The organism is Paenibacillus macerans, assembly GCF_050565405.1.
Lineage (GTDB): Bacteria > Bacillota > Bacilli > Paenibacillales > Paenibacillaceae > Fontibacillus > Fontibacillus macerans_B.
Genome location: NZ_JBNYYG010000008.1, coordinates 107,480 through 129,042, shown reverse-complemented (window position 1 = coordinate 129,042; position 21,563 = coordinate 107,480). Strand labels below are relative to the sequence as shown.

20 protein-coding genes are annotated in these 21,563 nt (G+C 49.9%); 8 read left to right on the top strand and 12 right to left on the bottom strand.

Annotation, left to right across the window (positions count from 1 at the left end):
* Window positions 1-18: 18 nt before the first annotated feature.
* Complete coding sequence (locus tag ACQ4N8_RS08395) at window positions 19-876, bottom strand: SDR family NAD(P)-dependent oxidoreductase (RefSeq protein WP_430703891.1); 858 nt, start codon at window positions 874-876, stop codon at window positions 19-21.
* Between the two features lie 192 nt (window positions 877-1,068).
* Between ACQ4N8_RS08395 and ACQ4N8_RS08390 the strand changes: the two genes are divergently transcribed.
* From ACQ4N8_RS08390 to ACQ4N8_RS08375, 4 genes are all read left to right on the top strand, one after another.
* Window positions 1,069-1,566 (top strand): MerR family transcriptional regulator, encoded by a 498-nt coding sequence (locus tag ACQ4N8_RS08390; RefSeq protein WP_430703890.1) that lies wholly within the window; start codon window positions 1,069-1,071, stop codon window positions 1,564-1,566.
* A gap of 109 nt (window positions 1,567-1,675) precedes the next feature.
* On the top strand, window positions 1,676-1,945 hold the full coding sequence (locus ACQ4N8_RS08385) for an ACT domain-containing protein (protein WP_430703889.1): 270 nt from the start codon (window positions 1,676-1,678) through the stop codon (window positions 1,943-1,945).
* Window positions 1,946-1,964: 19 nt separating this feature from the next.
* Complete coding sequence (locus tag ACQ4N8_RS08380; RefSeq protein WP_430703907.1) at window positions 1,965-3,320, top strand: PFL family protein; 1,356 nt, start codon at window positions 1,965-1,967, stop codon at window positions 3,318-3,320.
* Window positions 3,321-3,332: 12 nt separating this feature from the next.
* The gene (locus tag ACQ4N8_RS08375; protein WP_430703888.1) at window positions 3,333-5,306 is read left to right on the top strand and encodes a GTP-binding protein; all 1,974 of its coding nucleotides are present in this window, start codon (window positions 3,333-3,335) and stop codon (window positions 5,304-5,306) included.
* Between the two features lie 67 nt (window positions 5,307-5,373).
* Here the strand turns inward: ACQ4N8_RS08375 and ACQ4N8_RS08370 are convergent, their stop codons facing one another.
* A complete protein-coding gene (locus ACQ4N8_RS08370; protein WP_430703887.1) occupies window positions 5,374-5,553 on the bottom strand; it encodes a small acid-soluble spore protein H in 180 nt (59 codons plus the stop codon).
* Window positions 5,554-5,749: 196 nt separating this feature from the next.
* Here ACQ4N8_RS08370 and ACQ4N8_RS08365 point away from each other — a divergent pair, with 196 nt between their 5' ends.
* Entirely contained in the window at window positions 5,750-7,918 is a 2,169-nt protein-coding gene (locus ACQ4N8_RS08365) for a 5'-nucleotidase C-terminal domain-containing protein (RefSeq protein ID WP_430703886.1), read from the top strand.
* 124 nt (window positions 7,919-8,042) lie between these two features.
* Here ACQ4N8_RS08365 and ACQ4N8_RS08360 read toward each other — a convergent pair whose 3' ends face one another.
* A complete protein-coding gene (locus ACQ4N8_RS08360) occupies window positions 8,043-8,888 on the bottom strand; it encodes an SDR family oxidoreductase (protein ID WP_430703885.1) in 846 nt (281 codons plus the stop codon).
* A gap of 94 nt (window positions 8,889-8,982) precedes the next feature.
* Here ACQ4N8_RS08360 and ACQ4N8_RS08355 point away from each other — a divergent pair, with 94 nt between their 5' ends.
* On the top strand, window positions 8,983-9,396 hold the full coding sequence (locus ACQ4N8_RS08355; protein WP_430703884.1) for a MerR family transcriptional regulator: 414 nt from the start codon (window positions 8,983-8,985) through the stop codon (window positions 9,394-9,396).
* A 105-nt stretch (window positions 9,397-9,501) separates the two neighbouring features.
* Entirely contained in the window at window positions 9,502-10,572 is a 1,071-nt protein-coding gene (gene xerS, locus ACQ4N8_RS08350) for a tyrosine recombinase XerS (RefSeq protein WP_430703883.1), read from the top strand.
* A 425-nt stretch (window positions 10,573-10,997) separates the two neighbouring features.
* On the opposite strand, the gene ACQ4N8_RS08345 is transcribed toward xerS, so the two are convergent.
* The 4 genes from ACQ4N8_RS08345 to ACQ4N8_RS08330 form a co-directional block, all read right to left on the bottom strand.
* Window positions 10,998-11,921 carry an alpha/beta hydrolase gene (locus ACQ4N8_RS08345; RefSeq protein ID WP_430703882.1) on the bottom strand — a complete coding sequence of 308 codons (924 nt, stop codon included), beginning with the start codon at window positions 11,919-11,921 and terminating at the stop codon, window positions 10,998-11,000.
* Window positions 11,922-11,952: 31 nt separating this feature from the next.
* On the bottom strand, window positions 11,953-12,486 hold the full coding sequence (locus ACQ4N8_RS08340) for a helix-turn-helix domain-containing protein (protein ID WP_430703881.1): 534 nt from the start codon (window positions 12,484-12,486) through the stop codon (window positions 11,953-11,955).
* Window positions 12,487-13,353: 867 nt separating this feature from the next.
* The gene (locus ACQ4N8_RS08335) at window positions 13,354-14,232 is read right to left on the bottom strand and encodes a PhzF family phenazine biosynthesis protein (protein WP_430703880.1); all 879 of its coding nucleotides are present in this window, start codon (window positions 14,230-14,232) and stop codon (window positions 13,354-13,356) included.
* Window positions 14,233-14,784: 552 nt separating this feature from the next.
* Window positions 14,785-15,222: a hypothetical protein gene (locus tag ACQ4N8_RS08330; RefSeq protein ID WP_430703879.1), complete on the bottom strand. Its 438-nt coding sequence runs from the start codon at window positions 15,220-15,222 to the stop codon at window positions 14,785-14,787.
* A 676-nt stretch (window positions 15,223-15,898) separates the two neighbouring features.
* Between ACQ4N8_RS08330 and ACQ4N8_RS08325 the strand changes: the two genes are divergently transcribed.
* Window positions 15,899-16,813, top strand: a complete 915-nt coding sequence (locus ACQ4N8_RS08325) for a hypothetical protein (RefSeq protein ID WP_430703878.1) — start codon at window positions 15,899-15,901, stop codon at window positions 16,811-16,813.
* A gap of 185 nt (window positions 16,814-16,998) precedes the next feature.
* On the opposite strand, the gene ACQ4N8_RS08320 is transcribed toward ACQ4N8_RS08325, so the two are convergent.
* The 5 genes from ACQ4N8_RS08320 to vanH all read right to left on the bottom strand — a co-directional run bounded on the left by ACQ4N8_RS08320 (window position 16,999) and on the right by vanH (window position 21,486).
* Entirely contained in the window at window positions 16,999-17,688 is a 690-nt protein-coding gene (locus ACQ4N8_RS08320) for a FadR/GntR family transcriptional regulator (RefSeq protein WP_430703877.1), read from the bottom strand.
* Between the two features lie 230 nt (window positions 17,689-17,918).
* Window positions 17,919-18,695 (bottom strand): D-alanyl-D-alanine carboxypeptidase family protein, encoded by a 777-nt coding sequence (locus ACQ4N8_RS08315; protein ID WP_430703876.1) that lies wholly within the window; start codon window positions 18,693-18,695, stop codon window positions 17,919-17,921.
* 184 nt (window positions 18,696-18,879) lie between these two features.
* Window positions 18,880-19,488 (bottom strand): D-Ala-D-Ala dipeptidase VanX, encoded by a 609-nt coding sequence (gene vanX, locus ACQ4N8_RS08310; RefSeq protein WP_430703875.1) that lies wholly within the window; start codon window positions 19,486-19,488, stop codon window positions 18,880-18,882.
* Between the two features lie 5 nt (window positions 19,489-19,493).
* Complete coding sequence (vanA, locus tag ACQ4N8_RS08305) at window positions 19,494-20,525, bottom strand: D-alanine--(R)-lactate ligase (RefSeq protein WP_430703874.1); 1,032 nt, start codon at window positions 20,523-20,525, stop codon at window positions 19,494-19,496.
* A complete protein-coding gene (gene vanH, locus ACQ4N8_RS08300; RefSeq protein ID WP_430703873.1) occupies window positions 20,518-21,486 on the bottom strand; it encodes a D-lactate dehydrogenase VanH in 969 nt (322 codons plus the stop codon). Before vanH ends, vanA begins: the two co-directional genes overlap by 8 nt.
* Window positions 21,487-21,563: the final 77 nt, after the last annotated feature.

Genomic DNA, 21,563 nt, shown 5'->3' with positions numbered 1-21,563 from the left:
GAGTAAGGAAAATAGCCCTTATCGGCTTTCTTGCAGGAACTCCCGTTCGTAAATCGTCGTTATTCGCTTCAGCACGTTCGGTGCGTGTTCCCCGAATTTCACTTCCGCGATCCGGCCCTTGACCAAAAATACGCCGGTCTTGCCGCGCTGCTCTCCGAATGCGCCGTCGTAAAGCCGGCCGGCCCCATGGGTAGGCGGTGCGAAAAAGAACTTCATGACCGGCTTTAGCCAGATGGGCAAGCCGGATGATTTGCCTTTGCGCAGCGTATTATTGCTGCCCGGATCGACGCTGCGGATCAGGATGCCTTCCTGGCCGAGCAACGGAGCGATCGCCCCCGTCCATAACGAAAGCGCCAGCTTGGAGGTGGCGTAAGGTCCGATTAGTTTGCGGAACGTTTTCGGACGCTCGAGCTGATCGAGATTAAATGCCTTGGTCATTTTCAACGCGGAAGACGAAGTGTTGATAACCGTTTTATGGCTTCCGTTAAGCAGGAGTTCCTTCAGCTCCATCAAAATGATGAAGGGAACGACGGTCATCAGCTCGTAATGATTTTCCCGGCCTTGCTTGGAATAGGTCAGATCCGGAAAGCTGCGACCGGCGTTGTTGAAAAGCACGTCGATTCGCGGCTCTTTGGCTTTGATCTCCTCCAGCGTACGCCGCAAACTGGCATAGTCGGTAAGATCGGCCGTCTTATAGATCCGAAACTGCCCGGTATTGACGGCTTTATGGAGCTTCATCTCTCCCGCCGGCACATCGGAGCGGTTCAGGGCAACCACCTGCCAGCCCTCGTCAAGCAATTTCCGCGCAAGCTCCAGCCCGATGCCGGAGCTTGCGCCTGTGATCAGCGCGATGTTTTCCCGTTCATTCGTATGCATGTGAATTCCCCTCCAGATTGGTTTGCGGGATCGTACTCCCGCCGATAGGGAACAGTTTATATATTGGAGCCGACTCCAAGTCAAGCGTTGGAATACGTTTTTTTGCTGCCGCCAGCCTCCTTGACTTGGAGCCAGATCCAAGTTGTATAATGCTTAACAAAGCCGTCCCGGAAGGACATAGGAGGGAACGTGATGAGCATGAATTTGCCTCGAAACGCAACATTTACGATTAAGCAAACCGCCGAACAATCCGGCATTTCCGAGGATACGATCCGATATTACGAGAAAATCTCGCTGCTGCCGCGAGCGGAGCGGAAGGACAACGGACATCGCGTCTATCGGCCAGAGGATATCGAAACGCTCAAGCTGATAGGCTGCCTGAAGAAAACCGGGATGCCGCTGGAAGAAATGCGCCCCTTCTTGCGAGTTTCCGCCGACGCCGATCCCGCGGACTATCCCGAGTTGGTGGATTTTATGAAACGGCACCGGGAAAATATCATCCGTCAAATCGACTCGCTGCAGCAGGTGGTCGATTTTATCGATCGGAAGCTGGAAGAAAGGAAATACCGCCAGGACTGCCCGGAGGAAATCCAAACCGGAAATTCCGAGGAAACGAGGGGAACATCGAAATCCAAACCGGTCTCGCCTGCGGAAATGAGTTATTTTTCCGTACCGTCAAAGCGGATCTAATCATCTGTGAACGTCGTTATTGAACAATTCCCGTTCTTTTGCCATAATAAGCGAAGCAGATGACTCGTCTCACATTACAGTAGAGTCGCATCCAAAGGGGGAAGTTTCGTTGAAGGGAATCATTACGGTTCTGGGCAAGGACAAAGTCGGTATCATCGCCAAGGTGTGCACGTATCTGGCCGACAACAACGTCAACATACTGGATATTTCGCAGACGATCATTCAAGGGTATTTCAACATGATGATGATCGTTGATATTACGGCGCCGGCCAAAGGCTTCGAGCGGCTCGTAGAGGAGCTTCAGGAGCTGGGCAAGTCCATCGGCGTGGAGATCAAGCTGCAGCACGAAGATATTTTTAATACGATGCACCGGATCTAAGAAGGGGGAGACACCAATGATCTCACGCGTAGAAGTACAGGAAACGAATTCGATGATCCGGGAAATGAACCTCGACGTGCGCACGATAACGATGGGCATCAGCCTGATGGACTGCGCCCATGAAGACATGAACGTATTCAATCGGAAAATTTACGATAAAATCACCCGCTCGGCGGAAAATCTGGTCAAAACCGGCGAGGATCTGGAGAAGCAATTTGGCGTTCCGATCGTCAATAAGCGCATCTCGGTCACGCCGATCTCGATCGCGGCCGGCGGGCTTAAAACCGATACGTACGTGCCCGTGGCCGAAGCGCTCGACAAAGCGGCCAAGGAAGTGGGCGTGAACTTTATCGGCGGCTTCTCCGCGCTCGTGCAAAAAGGCTGCACCACCGGCGACCGTCTGCTGATCGAGAGCATCCCGGAAGCGTTGGCCGTAACGGATCGGGTATGCTCCTCGGTGAACGTCGGATCCTCGCGCAGCGGCATCAACATGGACGCGGTCAAGCTGATGGGCGACATCATTTTGCGAACTGCCGAGCGGTCGGCCGACCGGGGTTCGATCGGCTGCGCCAAGCTGGTTGTGTTCTGCAACGCGGTGGAGGACAACCCGTTCATGGCCGGCGCTTTCCATGGCGTCGGGGAACGGGAATGCGTCATCAACGTGGGCGTCAGCGGTCCCGGCGTAGTGAAGCGCGCGTTGGAGGAAGTGAAAGGCAAGGATTTCGAAACCTTGTGCGAAACGATCAAACGGACGGCGTTTAAAGTCACCCGGGTGGGACAGCTGGTAGCGCAGGAAGCGTCCAAGCGCCTGGGCGTCCCGTTTGGGATCATTGACCTGTCGCTCGCGCCGACGCCGGAAATCGGCGACTCGATCGCGGAGATTTTCCAGGAGATGGGCCTGGAGGAAGCGGGGGCTCCCGGAACGACGGCCGCGCTGGCGATATTGAACGATAACGTGAAAAAAGGCGGCGTTATGGCATCCTCGTATGTCGGCGGACTCAGCGGCGCGTTTATTCCGGTCAGCGAGGACCACGGCATGATCGAAGCGGTGCAGCGCGGGGCGCTGACGCTGGAGAAGCTGGAGGCGATGACCTGCGTGTGCTCGGTGGGGCTCGACATGATCGCGATTCCCGGCAGCACGAGCAGCGCAACGATTTCCGGCATTATCGCCGACGAAGCGGCGATCGGCATGGTCAACAACAAAACGACGGCCGTGCGCATCATTCCGGTTATCGGTAAAGAAGTCGGCGAAATCGTCGAATTCGGCGGACTGCTCGGTTACGCGCCGATCATGCCGGTCAATTCGTTTAATTGCGCCCCGTTCATCAATCGCGGCGGCCGCATTCCGGCGCCGATCCACAGCTTCAAAAACTAGGCGGCGGCCGGCATGAATAAAACGATCGGACTGCTGGCCCATGTGGACGCCGGCAAAACGACCTTTGGCGAAGCGCTGCTCTTTCATACTCAAACGATACGCAGCCGGGGCCGCGTCGACCACCGCGATGCTTTCCTGGACAGCCATGCTATCGAAAAAGCGCGCGGAATCACCGTATTCGCCGACCAGGCGGAAATGAAATACGGCGATTCCACGTATTATTTGCTGGACACGCCCGGACACGTCGATTTCTCGGCGGAGATGGAACGTGCGCTGCAGGTGTTGGATTACGCCGTCATCATCATCAGCGCGGTGGAAGGCGTGGAAGGCCATACGGAAACGGTCTGGCAGCTGCTGCGCGCTTACGGGATTCCTACGTTTTTGTTCATCAACAAAACCGACCGGACCGGCGCGGACCCGGATAAGGTGCTGGCGGACATCCGCCGCGAGTTGACCGAGGATGTGCTGGACTTAAGCGGATGGACTCGCGAAGAGCGGTTGGACGAAGCGCAAAAGGCTTGGCTCGCTGAGCGGGACGAAGCGCTGCTGGAGCCTTATTTGGAAGGCACGCTGTCCGAAAAGGAATGGAACGGGCACATGATCCGGCTCATCCGCGGCAGCCAAGTATTTCCCTGCCTGCAAGGCTCGGCGCTGCTCGATCGTGGGATCGCCGAATTCCTGAAGGTGCTGGAGCGGTTGACGGTGACCGATTATGACGATCAGCTTCCTTTTGCCGGACTGGTTTATAAAATCCGCCATGATGAACAGGGAACCCGGATCACTTTCATCAAGGCGCTGCAGGGAACGCTAAAGGTTCGGGACGAAGTGGAATATGGGCCGGAGGGGGATCGCCGGGCGGAGAAAATCACCGCGATTCGCAAGTATAGCGGCCAACGCTTCGTCCAGGCGGAGGCGGTTCGCGCCGGCGAGCTGTTTGCCGTGACGGGATTCACCTCGGCGGCGGCCGGCGAAGGCGTCGGGGCGCTAAACGATACGGTCAGCCGGGAGCTGGTGCCGACGCTGCAGTCGAAGGTGCGGTTTGAGCCGCCGGTCCATATCAAGGAGGTTCTGCGCGTGTTCCAGCAGTTGGACGCGGAGGACCCGACCTTGGGTTCCCGCTGGGACGAAACCTTGCAGGAGCTCCATATCCACGTGATGGGCAAAATCCAGTTGGAAATTTTGCAGCAAGTGCTGCTGGAGCGGTTTCGGCTGCCTGTTACGTTTGGGCCACCGGAAATATTGTACAAAGAAACGATCGCCGAACCGGTATACGGCTGCGGCCATTTCGAGCCGCTGGGGCATTATGCGGAAGTGCATCTGCAGCTTACGCCGGTCGGCAGAAACAGCGGCGTTACGTTCGTAAACGCTTGCCACGCCGATGATTTGGCTACGGGTTATCAGCATCTGATCGGCCAGCATGTCCTGGAGCGGGAGCATAACGGTCTGCTTACCGGCTCACCGTTGACCGACGTGCGAGTGACCTTGCTTACCGGACGGTCTCACAACAAGCATACGAGCGGCGGCGATTTCCGGGAAGCAACGTTTCGCGCGCTGCGACAAGGGCTTGAGAAGGCGCGTAACGTGCTGCTTGAGCCCGTGTACCATTTTAAAATTAAGGTCGGCACGGAATATCTCGGCAAGGTTCTTACCGATATCCAGCAAGCCCATGGCCGGTTCGAACCGCCGGAAACCACGGAGACCTCAGCCGTCATAACAGGCGTTGTCCCCGTAGCAACGTTCATGGATTACAGTACGGAGCTGGCTTCCATGACGCACGGGAAAGGCGCGTTGTCGCTGAAGTTCGGCGGGTATGAATCCTGCCACAAGACAGAGGGGGTCATCGCTCGGCGGCGGTACGACAAAAATGCCGATCCGGCTTACACCTCGTTGTCGATATTTTGCTCGAAAGGGCAGGCTTATTCCGTTCCCTGGGACGAAGCGGAGCGACATATGCATGTCTCGAATAACATAACAAATGTTATGTAAACTAACAGGTGTTAATTTCATCGCATGAAAACAGGAGGGACGCCGCTTGGCATCGCCTCCTGTTCTTTTATTGCTCGTTAAGTTGGGACAAAGCGACCTCTTGTTCGTTCTCCGGCTGACCGAGCGGATAAATCCGGGCGGTTTCCTTCTGATCGTCGACGTGCTGAATGTAGATCGGAACCCCGTTGCACGTGACATCCACCATCGTAGGGGAGGCGACGATTTCTTTGGCGCGTTGGCTGTTCATGCGTATTCCTCCTGAACCGTGTTTTTAACAAAAGATAGCGTGTCCTACGGGGGAGGGGTTTATGCGGTTTGCCCCAATTTCGTTTATCGGAACAAAGTTATTCGCCTATTTGGGATCCATTATTTACTTTCAAATCTATTCTACTTATATTTAAGAGAGTAATACATCAAAAGATGGTAGAGGAGGAATCGATTTGATGCATTGGAGCAATAAAAATGTCGGAAAGCTGTTCGCCGCAGGCGTGCTCGCCGCCGGACTCCTGTCCGGGACGATCGGCGCAACCGCCAACGCCGCTGAAACGACAGGGGGGACGGAAGGGTTTCAGCTGCGCGTCCTGCATACGAACGACACGCATGCGCATCTGGACAACATCCCTCGCCGTGTGACGGCGGTTAACGCGGCCAGAAACGATCATACGCTGCTGCTCGACGCGGGGGACGTCTTTTCGGGGACGCTGTATTTCAATCAATTTAACGGTCTGGCCGATCTGTATTTTATGAACGAGCTGAAATACGACGCCATGACGTTCGGCAACCACGAATTCGATAAAGGGCCGGCGACGCTGGCCGAATTCGTTAAGCAAGCCCAATTTCCGTTCGTCAGCGCCAATCTCGATTTCAGCTCCGAGTCTGCGCTGAAAGGATTAAGCCATGCAGGCCTCGGCAAGCCTGGCGAAAGCGGCCGGATTTATCCGGCCATCGTGAAGGACGTCGCCGGGGATAAGGTAGGCATCATCGGATTGACCACGCCGGAAACGACGGCTTTGTCTTCTCCGGGTCCGGGCATCAAATTCGCCGATGAAGCCCTAAGCGCGCAGAAACAGGTGGACGCGCTGGAAGCGGAAGGCATCAACAAAATCATCGTGCTGTCCCATCTCGGATACACGGTAGACCAGAAGTTGGCCGAAGCCGTGGACGGCATCGACATTATCGTCGGCGGGCACTCCCACACGAAGCTGAGCGCCCCTGAGGTGCATCATGCCGAAGCCGAGCCGACCCTGATCGTGCAGACGGGCGAATATAACCAAAACTTGGGGCAACTGGATGTGACGTTTGACGAAACGGGCAAGCTGAAGACCTGGAAAGGCGAGCTCATTGCGTTGGATGCGAAGGACGCCAACGACAAATTCGTGATTCAGGGCAATGCGGCCGCGGAAGCCAAGCTAAAGGAATATGCTGCTCCGCTGGAAGAATTAAAGCAAACCGTCATCGGGGAAACGGACGTAGACCTGGACGGCGAGCGCGGCAGCGTTCGCAAGCAGGAGACGAACCTTGGAGATCTGATCGCCGACGGCATGCGCTCCAAAGTCATGAGCATCGTCAAAGAATCCGATGTCAAAGGGTACGTCACGATTCAAAACGGCGGCGGCATCCGCGCCTCGATCGGTACCGGAGAGATTACGCTCGGCGATTTGCTGACGACGATGCCGTTCGGGAATAATTTGACGGCGCTTAAGATGACCGGCGCGGAAATCATCGCGGCCTTGGAGAACGGCGTTAGCGGCGTAGAAAACGGGGAGGGGCGCTTCCCGCAGGTGTCGGGCCTGCGCTTCTACTATGACTCCACGAAGTCGGGTGAAGCGATCGACGATGTCACCGGGGAGAAAACCCGGACCGGGCAACGCATCGTTAAAGTCCAAATCCAAAACGAAAACGGCAGCTTCGCCGATATCGATCCGAAAGCTTATTATATCGTCGCGACCAACTCGTTTATGGCCGGAGGCGGGGACTTTTATGCTTCCATGAAGCAGGCTAAGGACGACGGACGATTCTATGAACTGAATCTCGTGGATTACGAAGTGTTCCGCGAGTATCTCGATAAAATCGGAACCGTTAAAGCCGCCACGCCAGGCCGGATTACCGATTTGAAAGGCGCTGCGCTTCCGGCCGAGGCCGGAGTTAAGCCAACGGACGAAGGCTCGAATCCGGGAACGGAAGCAAGCGACTTTTCGGACGTATCCGCCGATCCGAACGCAGCGTTGATCGCTGAGGCGGCAACTGCCGGGATTGTCCAAGGGAATGGGGACGGAACTTTTCGCCCGAACGCTTCCGTAACGCGTGCCGAATTTGCGGTGATGGTTAGCCGGGCCTTTGAAGTTCCGGCATCCTCCGACGCAGCCGGTTTTGCCGACGATTCCAGCATTCCGGCCTGGGCCTTGCCGGCGGTCGCTTCGCTGAAGGCAGCCGGTGTTCTCGAGGGAGTTATCGGTCAAGCCTTCCTGCCGTCCAGTACGATCACCGCCGAACAGGCGTCGGATATCATAGCAGCCGTATCCGGCACGGATGCCGATTTGGCCGGACTAGTTGCCAAGGCTGCGGTGACACGCAGCGATTTGGTTCTGTTGATCATGTCCGCGATGAAATAACTGGACTTTTCGTATAATGCTTCAACCACCGCCTAACCGGGGTCATCCTTGGTTAGGCGGTGGTTTTTTGCTGCTTGGACATTTTCTATAGGCGGATGGGGAGTAGGTGCAGATTGTCTCCTTTTTAAGCAAAATAATGACCTAATTCGAGATCGGCGATCAGTCCGGGCCGCATCGGTTTCCAGCCCAGAAGCTCCCGTGTGGCCAGACTCGCTTGCGCTGTGTTGTACAAGCTGGTGATGTCGAATGCCGCAATGGTGCCAAGGAAGCCGAAATGGGCGGCAGCTTCTTCAGGTGTTATGCTGACCACCGGCACGTTCAATTGCCGCCCGATGACTGCGGCGATCTCGCGGAGCGGAATGCCTTCATCGCCGGCGCCAAGCAGCCGTGAGCCCGCCGGGGCGGATTCCAGCGCCAGACGGTACAGAACTGCCGCATCGAGGCGATGCACCGCCGGCCAACGGTTCGTTCCGTCGCCGATATAGGCTGCGAAGCCCTTCGCCCGGGCGATGTTGATCATCATTGGCACAAAGCCCTTATCGCCTTCACCGTGCACGGACGGTGCAAGCGTGACGATGGATGTCCGAATACCCCGCTCTGCCATTGCGATCACGGAATGATCCACGGTATGTCCATTTGCGTGAGCCGTGGTAATGAACGGCTTTCCGGAGCCTTCGAGCGCCGCTCCCATGACTTGGGCGGCCCGAAAATCCAGAGCCAGCGCACCTTCAAAGTCGGAAAAATCGTTGGTGAACGCCAGATGAATCACGCCGTCCGCAGCCGCGGCGGCGCTACGCAGAATGTCGAGATCGTCCAGGGTGCCGTACAGCGCTTCGGCTCCCGCCGTGTTTAATCCCGCAGCTTTCTCTTCGGAACGACAAAGACCCGTCACCGTATGTCCCGCGCTGATCAGTTCCCGGACGACCGAGGAACCGACATACCCAGTTGCTCCTGTAACAAAAACATGCATAATGATATCCTCCTTCATTAGTTGACTGCTTGAGCATGTTAAGTATAAACTATGAAGTGAACTCTAGGGCAAGCAGTCTAAAGGAGAAATGATTATGAAAATTCAGGAACTGGCAAACAAGATGGGATTAACGATCCATACGATCCGCTTTTATGAAAAGGAAGGCTTGCTTGATGATCGGCATGTCGGGCGAGAAAGTAACAATTATCGCAATTATTCGGAAGAGGCTGTCGAGCGGTTGAAGCTCATTAAGAAGTTCCAGTCCATCGGCTGTTCGCTGGCAGAACTGAAGGAAGTTCTGCAGGACCACGACGCCAATGCGCACACGAACCTGCAGATTATAGATTGGATTCGCGGCAAGAAAAAGGAGATCGAAAGCAAGAAGAAAGAATATGATCAAATGCTGGATACCCTTAACAAGATGCTGGAGTATCGGACTCTGCTCATGGACGATCCGCAAAAAGCTCAAGAGATGCTAAATACTTGGCAAGCCGGCTCATCCCATTAAGCTGCTTTGAAGCTTCCCCATTATGCAGTTTATTATTACGTAAAATAATAATTTGACGAATAAATAGTAATGGATTATTCTAGAAACAAGGAGGCGTGCGCCGATATGGATAAAATTACGAAATCTCATTATATGAGCCGCATTGATGATAAATTAGCCGAGCTGCCGTGGTACGTGACCGAATACATCGATACGCGCAAACGGAAATTGTCGCATACGACGCTGCTGAATTATTGCCATGACTACATTATCTTTTTTGATTGGCTCGTTGCCGAGAAATTCGCCGCTCCCAGCCGACAGGAAATCGAATTATCGGTGCTGGAGAAACTGACCGTGCGGGAAATCGAAAACTTCCTGACGTATTTGGAATATCAACTGGGCAACTCGAAGCTCACGATCAATCGGAAATTGTCCGCTTTGAAATCGCTGTTCGATTATTTGCAAAACAAAGCCGAAACCGAAGATTTAAAGCCGTATTTGGAGCGCAACGTGATGGCCAAAATCGAATTCAACGCGGTGAAAGAAAGCCAAGAAACGATCGCGGGCCGCATTGAAGGCAAAATTCTTCGAGCCGATGATTTCGAGTTGTTCCGGCAATTTATCGCGCACGATTTCGGCGCCCAAAACCGGGATAACAAGCGTTTATACCATTTCCACGAGTTTAATCGCGAACGGGATACGGCGATCGTATCGCTGATTTTAGGATCCGGATTGCGATTATCGGAAGTCGCCGGCATTAATATCGAGGATTTGGATATGAACAAAGGTTTGGTACGGGTCATCCGTAAAGGCAATAAAGAGCAATACGTTTATTTTAGCCAGCAAGCGATGGCGGATCTGCAAAATTACCTGCAAATTCGCGAGGCCCGGTATAAGCCGGAAAAAGCGGAGACGGATTTGTTTATGGCCGCGCCGATCGGACGCAAAGGCAAAAGCCGGCGGTTGACGCCAAGAGCCATCGAAAAGCTGATCGAAAAATACGCCGCAGCTTACGGCAAGCCGGCACTGACGGTTCACTCGTTAAGGCATTCCTTCGCCACGCGTTATCACCAGGAGAACAACGACGTGCCGCGACTCAAAAATCAATTAGGCCATTCATCGATCCAAACGACGATGATCTATACGCATTTAACGGATGAAGAGATGAGAAAAGCCGTTAATAATATGGATAAATGAAGTGACGGAATCCTAGCAAACACGATCGGAACAAACCGAATATCAGGCTCCGCCTGGTTTCTTTTAATACTTTTTCACAAAACCAGTATTTTGTACATATGTCTATAATTCGGCATAAAGCCTTATTCCATAAGCTTTCGTATATAATGTCATACATTATATACGACTTTCTCAAATCTGCAGTTTATAAGTTCGTCTCTTTACCCGTTTTTACGTTTAACAATTTTATATTTGCGATATAAAATTCTAGCACACTTCCGCACCTGTCTTCGTTTGTATTTAGGTTTGTACACTCCCCATCATCGACATCATCTGTAAGTTAGTGTCAATAAGACTGAACTATGGGGTACCGCCGAAATGGTGTCTAAACAAAAACCGCATCGCCATCATGGCGGTGCGGTTTAACTTTGCCCGAAGTGCAGCTATTACTTTATCCGTGTTTCAACGAATAAGTCGGTTTCATTGTGTATTTCAGAAAGCTGGGAATGATAGATATAGTGTGATCCTTCAAGGATGGCTAATTCTGCGTTCTGGCCGAGCCGTTTCAAATGCTCTGTGTGATATTCCTCTCCTGTTTTGGAAGCGCCTATTATCAAAACAGGAATGTTGTCTGGAAAATCCATATCCATTACTTGAAGAATATTATCATTTAGACGCTTCATCTGATCTATGAGATTATCATTATTTACATGGTTCATAAACTTGGTGTAATCATCAATTTCTTGTTGGGTATATCCATTGGATTCCTTCATGGAAAGTACGGATGATACGATAAGAGGATTAACATATCGACCTAGCCCAATAGCCTCTTGTACCTTACTTATCCCATACGCAAAACCGGGTGTATCAGGTCCCTTCGTAGCCGATGATGTTGGGTCGAGCATAATAATTCCGGATATTTCATCAGGGTATGTTGATGCGTAGTGTTCAGTGTAAATGCCAGATCCGGAATGAGGCATTAGTAAATACGGAGGGGAATAACCAGCTTCGGATAAAGCCGTTCTTATTTCTTGCGTAACATTTTCATTCGTCCTCGGCACTTCTGTTTCATCGCTAAAACCAACACCAAAATACTCAACACTGACAACGGTATAATTTTTTGACAACTCTCGCATCAATGGCCCGAAATCAGCAGAGGGCAACGGATTTCCAAAACCTGGTAGTAGCACAATTGTTTTTTCTCCTTCACCCATTGAATAGATGTGCATGTTTTGACCATTTACTTCAACCATTTCTCCATATGGTGTAATTTTTTCTAACTCATTGGAAAAAAACACCTGATTGATAATTAGGCTAATAAGGTTTATCGATACAATAATGCATAGGATAACAGCAAGAATAGTCAACATTTTTTTCTTCCACCTTTTATTTCTTATGTGTTTACGTATTTCTATTCATCTCACTTTCTTCGGGGGGTGCAAATATAATTGAAATATCTCTTGGTCTTCTTCCTTCTGACATTTCGTGCGAGTGTTTTATGAGTAACCCTTGTAGTTCCAAAAGGAATTGGTCAAATTCCCGATCGTCCATCATTAAGATAGTATTATTGAAAAATATCTTGTTGTTTCCCGGCTTAAAGTTCTCTCGATTGAAATACTTATCAAATTTTGTATAGATGTTCATAAGAAACGTAAACACCTTTTTTGGGACGTCCTCCATAGTATTTTGCTTGCTCAATTCATCCGTATTGAGCGAAAGAGTCCTCTCAACACTTCCACGTACTTTTCTTTCCTCAACAACTGTCAGCACATGGGCATCTATTAGGATGTTGATATGCCGATATAGAGTAGTTCGTGGAACATCACTTATTATTTCGCTTAGCTCGGTAGCTGTCTTTTTTTCTTGCGAAGCAAGTATCTGTACAATTCTCATTCGCGTAGGATTGATCATTACATCATATATATCCTTTGACATGTTACACCTCCATTGTTTCCAATTATAATATTAATACCAATAATGGAATTATTCAAGTCGTTATAACTAACATTGCAATTTTCTAAGGTGCAAATGAAAACATAGATTGGATTGCTTCCTTGCTTAGTTCATCCTGATACGGACAATTGTATTGGTTAACTAATTGTTCTGAAGCTAAATGGTAAAATTCAACGGAACTTAAGGAGCCATTTTTTCTTCTAGGCGTATTTAAAAGCTATCTCAGGAAAACTCAAATCCCTCATTTTTTCGATATCGCCCCAGCGAGGAACACTAGTTTCTTGACTTCTCTCCCCTGCTATACTCAACCACGCCTTAAAGAAATTGTCACTATACTTAGTCACTATTTTTTCAAGTACCCAGAATAAACTGTTTGGATGGATACCTCCCGATACACTCATTTGATGTCTGACAATTTGGTCTGCAAAGTACTCCACCATCGTTCTGCACAGATTATTACAGTAGAAATATTCTTCCTTTAGCGGGGACTTTCTCCAAAAAACAAATTACAATGCTGCGCATGAATGATCCATTTAGATAGCCCTTTTTGCAAATGTTACCTGCCAACGAACTGGCATAGAATTCACATTTGAATTTCGCATGCAGTTTTTACTTTCTCCTCCTGTCATACACCTTTTAAACGTTGAAGCCTTACAGAACCCGTGCCCAGCTATTCGAACAAATCAAATAAACAAGCAGCGCCGGGAACCCCGACGCTGCTTGTTCTAATGACCTAAAGTGGCAGTCAGCAAGCCAGTCGAGGCAAGCGCCCGTCTCTTTAATGAATATAACAAAAAGCCCGTTTGCCTCCTATGATACGGTGGCTGCAAACAGGCTTTTTGATTCCGCCTATATCCTGATATGTCTTCGTTCAATGCCAACCACTGCACCGCCAACCCGAACCTGGTTGATTTCACCGCTCTCGCTCAGGCGCAATCCTACCTTGATTTCGGAAGGACAATCCATCGAATACCCTTGCCTGAACATAACGTGCTCCACTTCCCGAAAAGATCGTTGGCCATGTTGGTACAAATAGCTGAGCAGGGCACCGTTGGATGTTCCTGTCGCGCTCTCCTCAGGAATATCGTACAGCGGCGCAAAATTCCGGCATTCCGCAGCAGCATCGTCTGGCGTATCCATCGTGAACAGATGATATCCAACCACATCATATTTTTCGCTGATGGCGGTTATGGCGTCAAAATTTGGCTGAACCTCATTCAAGAGCTTCCTGCTGCGGATCGGGATTAAAATGTCCCGCAGCCCCGTCGAAACAATCTGGATGGGCAACCCGGTTTCCAGATCCTCGGCATCCATCCCCAAAGATGGGGCGATTTCCTCACAGGATATCATTTCAAGAAATTGTGGTAAAGCCTGTGACAAATAAACAAGACCCTCGGAGCTAATATCGACATCCAAAATCCCTGCCTTAGTTTCTATCGTATATGAGGTCCCTTCCTTTGCCAAACCCAGCGAATGCATTAGTCCAAATGCAGCAATCGTGGCGTGTCCGCACAGATCAACCTCGCTGGCGGGGGTGAAATAGCGGATTTTGTAATCCGCAAGCAAGGATTTTTCCATAAAGGCCGTCTCCGAAAAGCCCAATTCCTTCGCTATGAGCTGCATTTCGGCACCATCCAGCGAAAGGTTATCCTCCAAGACAACGCCTGCTGGATTACCGCCACGCTCCCCTTTCGCAAACGCATTTAACGTATACACTTCCACATTCATGTTCCGCTCGTCCTCTCCTTATCTTCGGATGTGCGCAAAGCGCACGTCCCACTCGCTGCCATAAAACGGTTGTCGAGGCTCCCGCGCAATTTGGAATCGTTCCGTTGTCAAGGGACCATTACACCACGGACAGCTATGTCGGCAGTCAACATTTGCACAGGCTCGCCGTTTTCCGAACAGACCGGACTCTCTTGCTCTTTGAATCGGAACCCGTCTCGAGAGCATCCCGTATCCTTACGTTCAATTTGAATACCCTTCCATTCCAAACAATTCGTAGCTATCCAGCCGGAGAATCTGTAGGTACAGCAAATTGGACCATTAATAAAGAAAAATACATAGTATTTTGTACATACGTCTATGAAACAAATTTTATCAAATTATTTGAAGGAACTGTTTAAAAAATGCTCACCTATTCCCCTCTATCTTTTTGTCGAATTAAGGATTAATAGTTTTGCAAGGTTATTCCAAAATCACTTCCCCAATTAAATGAAAGAAAGCCCGCCGACCGATTAAGGTTAGCGGGCCTTTACCCATAATTTCAGATATCAACAATTAGATTGGCCAATCATCAATAGTCAGATCATAAGTGCCTGCTTTAGTTGCTGCTTTAGCATACACATCATATCCGCCTGTAGCAACACCTTTTATAGTTTTCATTTCCCCAGGCCCAACGTATGTTGAGCTATATGTTTTCCCATTATGGTCTTCGATGTAAAAATAAATACCTCCACTATTGCTAGAAAAATTTGTAACATTTACATTGGCTTTTAGCCAGTTATTTGGCTCCGTAGCCACCAGTTCCCACGATGTAGTTGTTAGATAATAATCATCCCTAAACGCCATTGATGGTGTGAATATGGGTGAATCGGAAGACACTTCCTTAACTTCTTTAATAACTTCTTTAACATCAGTAACATCTTTAGCCAATGCAACACCACTCGTTCCCAATAACATCGAAGCAACTACTAGTGAACTTAGAAGCTTTTTCATAGATATACCCTCCCTTTCATGTGAAAAATATAACTTACCTCTCTACTATAAACACCATAATTTGGAATGTCAATGATATAATGGGGATTATTACAATAATAAACTATCATCGTTTACTAATAAAAAAATGTTACTGTGTTTAATATAATCTTCCGTAGGCCATCCTAAGGCAAACACCATATCCCCCTCACTCACTCACTGTAACAGGCGGTAAGTATTTATGATAACCTGGTCCCAAACCCCTTTTTCCACCGCTTCGCTTTGCGTAATCATGATCTTCAAAATTCATCACCGATCATTTTAAACCCTTATTCCCATGCACAACCGAACTGCTGCGCTTTGAAGCCGTTTCTTGAATTATTTTACCAGACCGGACCATTGACGCACATTCCCCGATTTACCCACCTTAAACTGGTTATGCTGTAATTATTACCATTTATATGGCAAAATGATCCTTTGTACCTATCTCAAAATTCGACAAATCCGACGAGAATATGATCATACCCAATCCTAATGACGCAGATCATTTCTGTTAATAGGGATCTACGACCTAAAGATTGAACACATCACTACGCGGGAGGTAAGGCCTGGAGTTTCATATGATCCCTAATCGTGTCGTCCGATAAACCTAACCGCAATCACACATTTATATTAACTTAAAGGAGTGTACATCTTCGTGAAAACCATCTCTTACCTCCGCAAGCCCACAATGATTCTTGTCTTTGTTTTGATATTGGCGCTTTTGGGCAATCCGGCCACCAAGGCCGCCAGCACTGAAGATGCACCCGTCTCCAAAACCAGAACGACTTGGTTATGGCACACCGTTCTTATCCAATCATCGTCCTCCGAGCTGTTGAACTTTACCAAGTCCCAAGGCGTCGGAATTATATACTTGCAAATTAGTACCAAAGTGGATCTTCCCTCCTACCGCAGCTTCATTCGCCAAGCCTCGGAAATGGGCATCGAGGTTCATGCTCTAAACGGAGCCCCGGACTGGGCCCTCGCCATAAACCGTCCGAAATTGGACGCTTTTATGAAATGGATTAACGATTACCAGCAGCAAGCCGCGCCGGAGGAGAAGCTAAAAGGAATTCATGTTGACATTGAGCCGTATTTGCTTCCGATCTGGAAAACGGACTACGACACCCTGGTGACTGAGTGGCAAGGCAATGTCGATGCGTTGGCCCGACAGGCGGCTGACTTGGAACTTCCGCTGTCGGCGGCTCTTCCCTTCTGGCTCGATAAATATAAAGTACCGGGCAGCGAACAAACTTTGAGCTCCTGGATGATCTCGCGCTTCGAATTCGTTACCCTGATGTCTTACCGCGATAGCGCCAAGGCCATTTATGATACGGCCAAAACCGAGTTTGTCGAAGGCGAAAGCATGAACAAGAAAATCTATACCGGTGTGGAAACCAAGCCCTCCAACGAAGGGAATTACATCACTTTTTACGAAGAAGGCAGCCAAGTTCTGAATGAGCAGCTCGTCCAGTTGGAGCAATTGGGCGGAACGCAAAGCTCGTTCGGCGGTATCGCCGTCCACGACCTGGTAGGCTGGATGAATCTCGTGCAACAAGACCAATCGATGTAAGCTTACTACCACCCGTTCTTTGCACCGGCCTGCCGGCGAAGAACGGTTTTCTTTTACTTTAGATAAGAAACGAAAGCCCGCGCAACGATTAATTCGATCCGTATAAATAAAGGGCGCCCAATTGCTCGGCCTGACGTCTTCCTCGGCGAAACGGAGCAAGGCGCTGCAAGCCGGCGCCGACGAGGTCATTTGGCCGATTGCAAAGCGTTCTCAACTTGGGTGAGATGCTTCGTCATCGTCGCAGCCGCCGCTTTCGGGTCCCCGTCGCGAATCGCCTCGAACAGCTTCCTGTGTTCTTCGAACAACTTGTCGGCCGTTTCCTTCCCGCTATAAAGCCACAGCTTGCAGCTATCCTTAATCATCCGGTGCATCGCGTCGGCAATATGCGCCATCATTGTCACCAGTATCAGATTGCGCGACGCCCGGGCAATGGCGAAATGGAAATTCGTATCGTAAAATCCGCTGATTTCTTCGTTGCCGACAGTATCCTTCATCTGCTCGATGATTTTGCCGATCTCCTTGATATCCTCATCCGTACGGTACTGTGCGGCAAGCCCCGCGGCTCCGACCTCCAGTATCTTGCGAACCTGCAGCACTTGCGCAAGCTCGGCGTTCGACGTCTGCAGCGAGTCCAGCACCGCCGACGATTCGATGCCCGGCTTCTTTACATAGGTTCCGCCGCCCTGCCGCGATTCGATCAGGCCGAGCGCCTTCAACTGGCTGAGCGCCTCGCGGACCGTCGACTTTCCGACCCGATACTGGGCCGCCAGTTGGTCGATGGTGTCCAGCTTCTCTCCCGGCTTGATTAGATCCAGTTCGATAATGCGTCGGAGCTCATCCGTGATGATTTCGTAAATTTTCCGCTGCAGGCTCATGTCATCCGTCCCCATCCCGTGTCGTTAATACTTTAACTTACTATTTTCCTATACTGTTGTATGCAACTACAGCATCGGTAATATGATATTGTTCCGAAACTTCCGCACCAACTGTAATCAGAATATATTCTTGTTTCCCCACTCGAGCGAGGCTCGCAAGACATCGACCCGCTTCATCGGTGTAGCCGGTTTTCCCTCCTAAGATTTTCCCGTCGGCAATGCTCTGATTGTTAAGTTTTTTTAAACATAGTACTGTAAAAGGTTATCCCGTCAGGGTGCTTATTCGTTTGCGGTGTGGAATGGCGTGATGAAGTGAAAATCTCCCGGAAAGTATCATTTTGCAAAGCATAGCTTAGCAGAATAGTCAGATCTTTTACTGTAGAGTAATGGTTTTCATTGTGAAGTCCAGTTGAGTTCTCAAAATGTGTATTATGCATGCCGAGATCTGCCGCTTTTTGATTCATCATCCCTACAAAGTTCTTCTCCGACCCTGCAATGTAATCGGCAAGCCCAATACAAGACTCTGCCCCACTAGGAAGCAGAGCCCCATATAAAAGGTCAATCGCCATTACCTTCTCACCCGGCTGGAAACCTGCCATAGAGGCATCTGCTTCTGACAGACCCTGAAACACAGAATGGGTAAGTGTGATTTTTTCCTTCAAATCAGGCAAGTTTTCTATTGCGACAATGGCTGTCATCATCTTTGTTAACGAAGCGGGATAGATTTGATCTTCACTGTTTTTCTGCATCAGAATGGCATGATCTTTTAAATTCATCAGGATCGCATTGGGACTGTTCAGCTCGCCGGGAGATATGAAAACAGAGGGTTCAGGTTCTAGCTTCGGCGATGGATCTGGTATTGTTTTATAGTCATATTCCTTCTCGAATATTTGGTGGTTTCCTGGAGTAATGATGGATTTGTAACCAAAAGCAGCAATGACAACCATCAGCACAAGTGCTACGGATATGCGTATTCCTGACTTTTTCCTTTTTCCTTTTCGTACCACACAAAACAACTCCTTACTGCAACTCGTAAACCGCGTCATTTGAAAGCCCTGCACACTACTACTTGATATACATTTCGTGCCAGAGGCTAAAGATGTATAGCACCCACAATTCTCTCCGGCCGGCCAGGTGAGCTTGTACCATGCGGTCAACGGACGATTCCACACATGTCGATTTGTCCTTTCCCTATAAAACAAGGAAATCAAAATAGCTATTGGGGTATGGTTCGTTTCTCAATACATAGTGCCACCATTCGAAGCTATAGGGTTCAAACCCACTGTTTTCCATGATGGAACGCAAAAGTCTGCGATTTTTCGATTCCACGCTGGCAATCCCTTTTGCTGCATGATGTGAACGCTCATCCATAAAGTCGAAGCCGCCTCCCATGGAAACAAGCGCCCCCGTATCTAAGCGGTAAAGCGTAAGATCAATAGCGCTTCCGCGGCTATGACTTGATTGTGACGCGATATATCCTTTTGCAAACATCTCGGATCGCTCGATATTCGGATAGAATCTTTCTTTTGTGAGGTTGTCTTCCGGTTGTTCGGACCAACGCAGGAAGCAATCTACCGCGCGTTTGGGCCGATACCCGTCCCATAACAGCAATCCGTACCCAAGTGCCGACGCTTGTCTTTGTACCTCCAGCAACGCAAAGGCGAGGGCATGTGTTCCCACGATACGATTGAGTTCATACCCGTCTACCGGTTTGCCAGTGAAATTGTCCCACGTGGCATATTTGGCGTCCCAGCGAACGCCGTGCAATATTTCATCCAAAAAAACAAATCCCTGTTCCATGCTTCTCACCCCTTTAACGCCAATACGATCAAGCGGTCAATCAGTTCGGGAAGCGTTATGCCCGCAGCGGCCATCATACGGGGATAACGGCTGTATGACGTGAACCCGGGCAAGGTATTGACTTCGTTAAGCACAATGCGGCCGTTATCTTGTAAAAACATATCAACACGGGAAAGACCTTTACAGCCAAGCGCCATATAGATTTGTTTTGCCGTTTCCTGTATTCGCCCTCGTTCCTCGGAGGGCAGAGCTGCGGGAACGGTTATCACCGCGTTTTCAGAGCCTTTTTCCGGCTCAGCTTCCTGATGTATGCGAAAGAACCCGTGCTGCAGCCTGATTTCGTCCACCTCGCCAACCATCAACTCGGAACTGTTTCCCAATACGGCACACCCGACTTCACTGCCCACAACAGCCTGCTCAATTAAGATTTTACTGTCATATTGCCCCGCCGATTCAATGGCGGCGTCCAATTCGTCCGCGCCACCTACTTTTTTTACGCCATAGGATGAACCTGAACGCGCCGGCTTGACAAAAACAGGATAGGGAAACGCCTCTGCCGCCGGCCGATCGTCTTTATGAATAACGCAAAATTCGGGAGTAGCTATGCCAGCGTTTCTCGCAATGATGTAGGCCAGCGATTTATCCATACAAATCGCGGAGCTTTGAATATCGCAGCCCACATAGGGGATGCCGGACAATTCAAACAAACCTTGTATGGCTCCATCTTCGCCCAACTTGCCGTGCAAAACCGGAAACGCTACATCAATGTGGTGAATTTCATATTCATGGTTTTTTATAATAAGCAATCCGTGCATTTTTTTATCCGGTAAGAGCACGGCTGAGCAGCAATTGCCTTTCTCCCATTCCGTGACCGGTTTTTCGCACATTTTCCATTCACCGGATTTCGTAATCCCAATGTAGATCGGCTCGTATTTCTCATTGTCAAGGTTAGCGGCGATCTCTATTGCCGATTTTACCGACACATCATGCTCCTCCGAGCAACCGCCAAACAGGATTGCAACTTTTACTTTATCCATGTGCTAGGCTCCTTTCGAAATCCAAACAGTTTTTGATTGTTTTTAGGGCGGTATCACGCAACGCCTGATCGGTATAATAAGCCGTATGCGGCGTGATGATCACGTTCGGCATCCTTTGAAGTTTCAATAAAAATGGATGATTAATTGGTTTTTGTGTGCAATCAAAGTAGAAATACCCTTCCTCTCCCTCCAATACATCCAATGCGGCGCCGCCCAGTTTTCCGGTTTCCAATGCTTTAACCAGCGCATCCGTATCCACAAGCGCACCGCGCCCTGTATTGATAATAAACGCGCCTTGCTTCATTCCCCTCATTTGTTCGTGGCCGATGATATGGCGCGTATCCGCACCCAGCGGCACATGAAGCGTAATGATATCGCTATTTTGCAACAACACATCAAAAGGAACATAGTCTGCCTCTACTCTTTGGCTACGGTCAAAGGCAAGCACATGACATCCAAATCCCCGCAGCCGCTCAATCACCGCTTGGCCAATTTGGCCGGTTCCCAGCACGCCGACGGTCATATCGCGCAGTACCTTGCCACGGACGCTGCCCAGCCTGAAATCATGTTTTTCCACAGAGCGCGTAGTAGATTTCGCATTGCGTACCGCCATAAGCATCAGCATGACGGTATAATCGGCAACGCTATCCGGCGAATACGCCACATTGCCAACAGCGATGCCCATTCTCTTAGCGGCAGTTGTATCGATATGATTGCAGCCGACGCTTCGGGTAGAGATATATTTCACGCCGGCTCTCTTCAGCGCAAGAAGAATCGACGCGGAAACCTCGGATTTGTGTCCCACGCTGATACATGGATTGCCGGGGGCTAATATGGCGCTCTCTTCCGATACGTCGGCGTTAATGATCGTGGGCGTAACGCCAAAGCGCGGCGAAAGGGCACGGAATGCATCTGCCTCGTCCTGCCCGCATCCATAAACGGTTATGCCGATGTTTTTCATAATGAAGACCATTCCTTTCTCTGCCGAAACAAAAAAGCTCGTTCTTACGGTTTAAGTCTACCGCATAAGAACGAGCC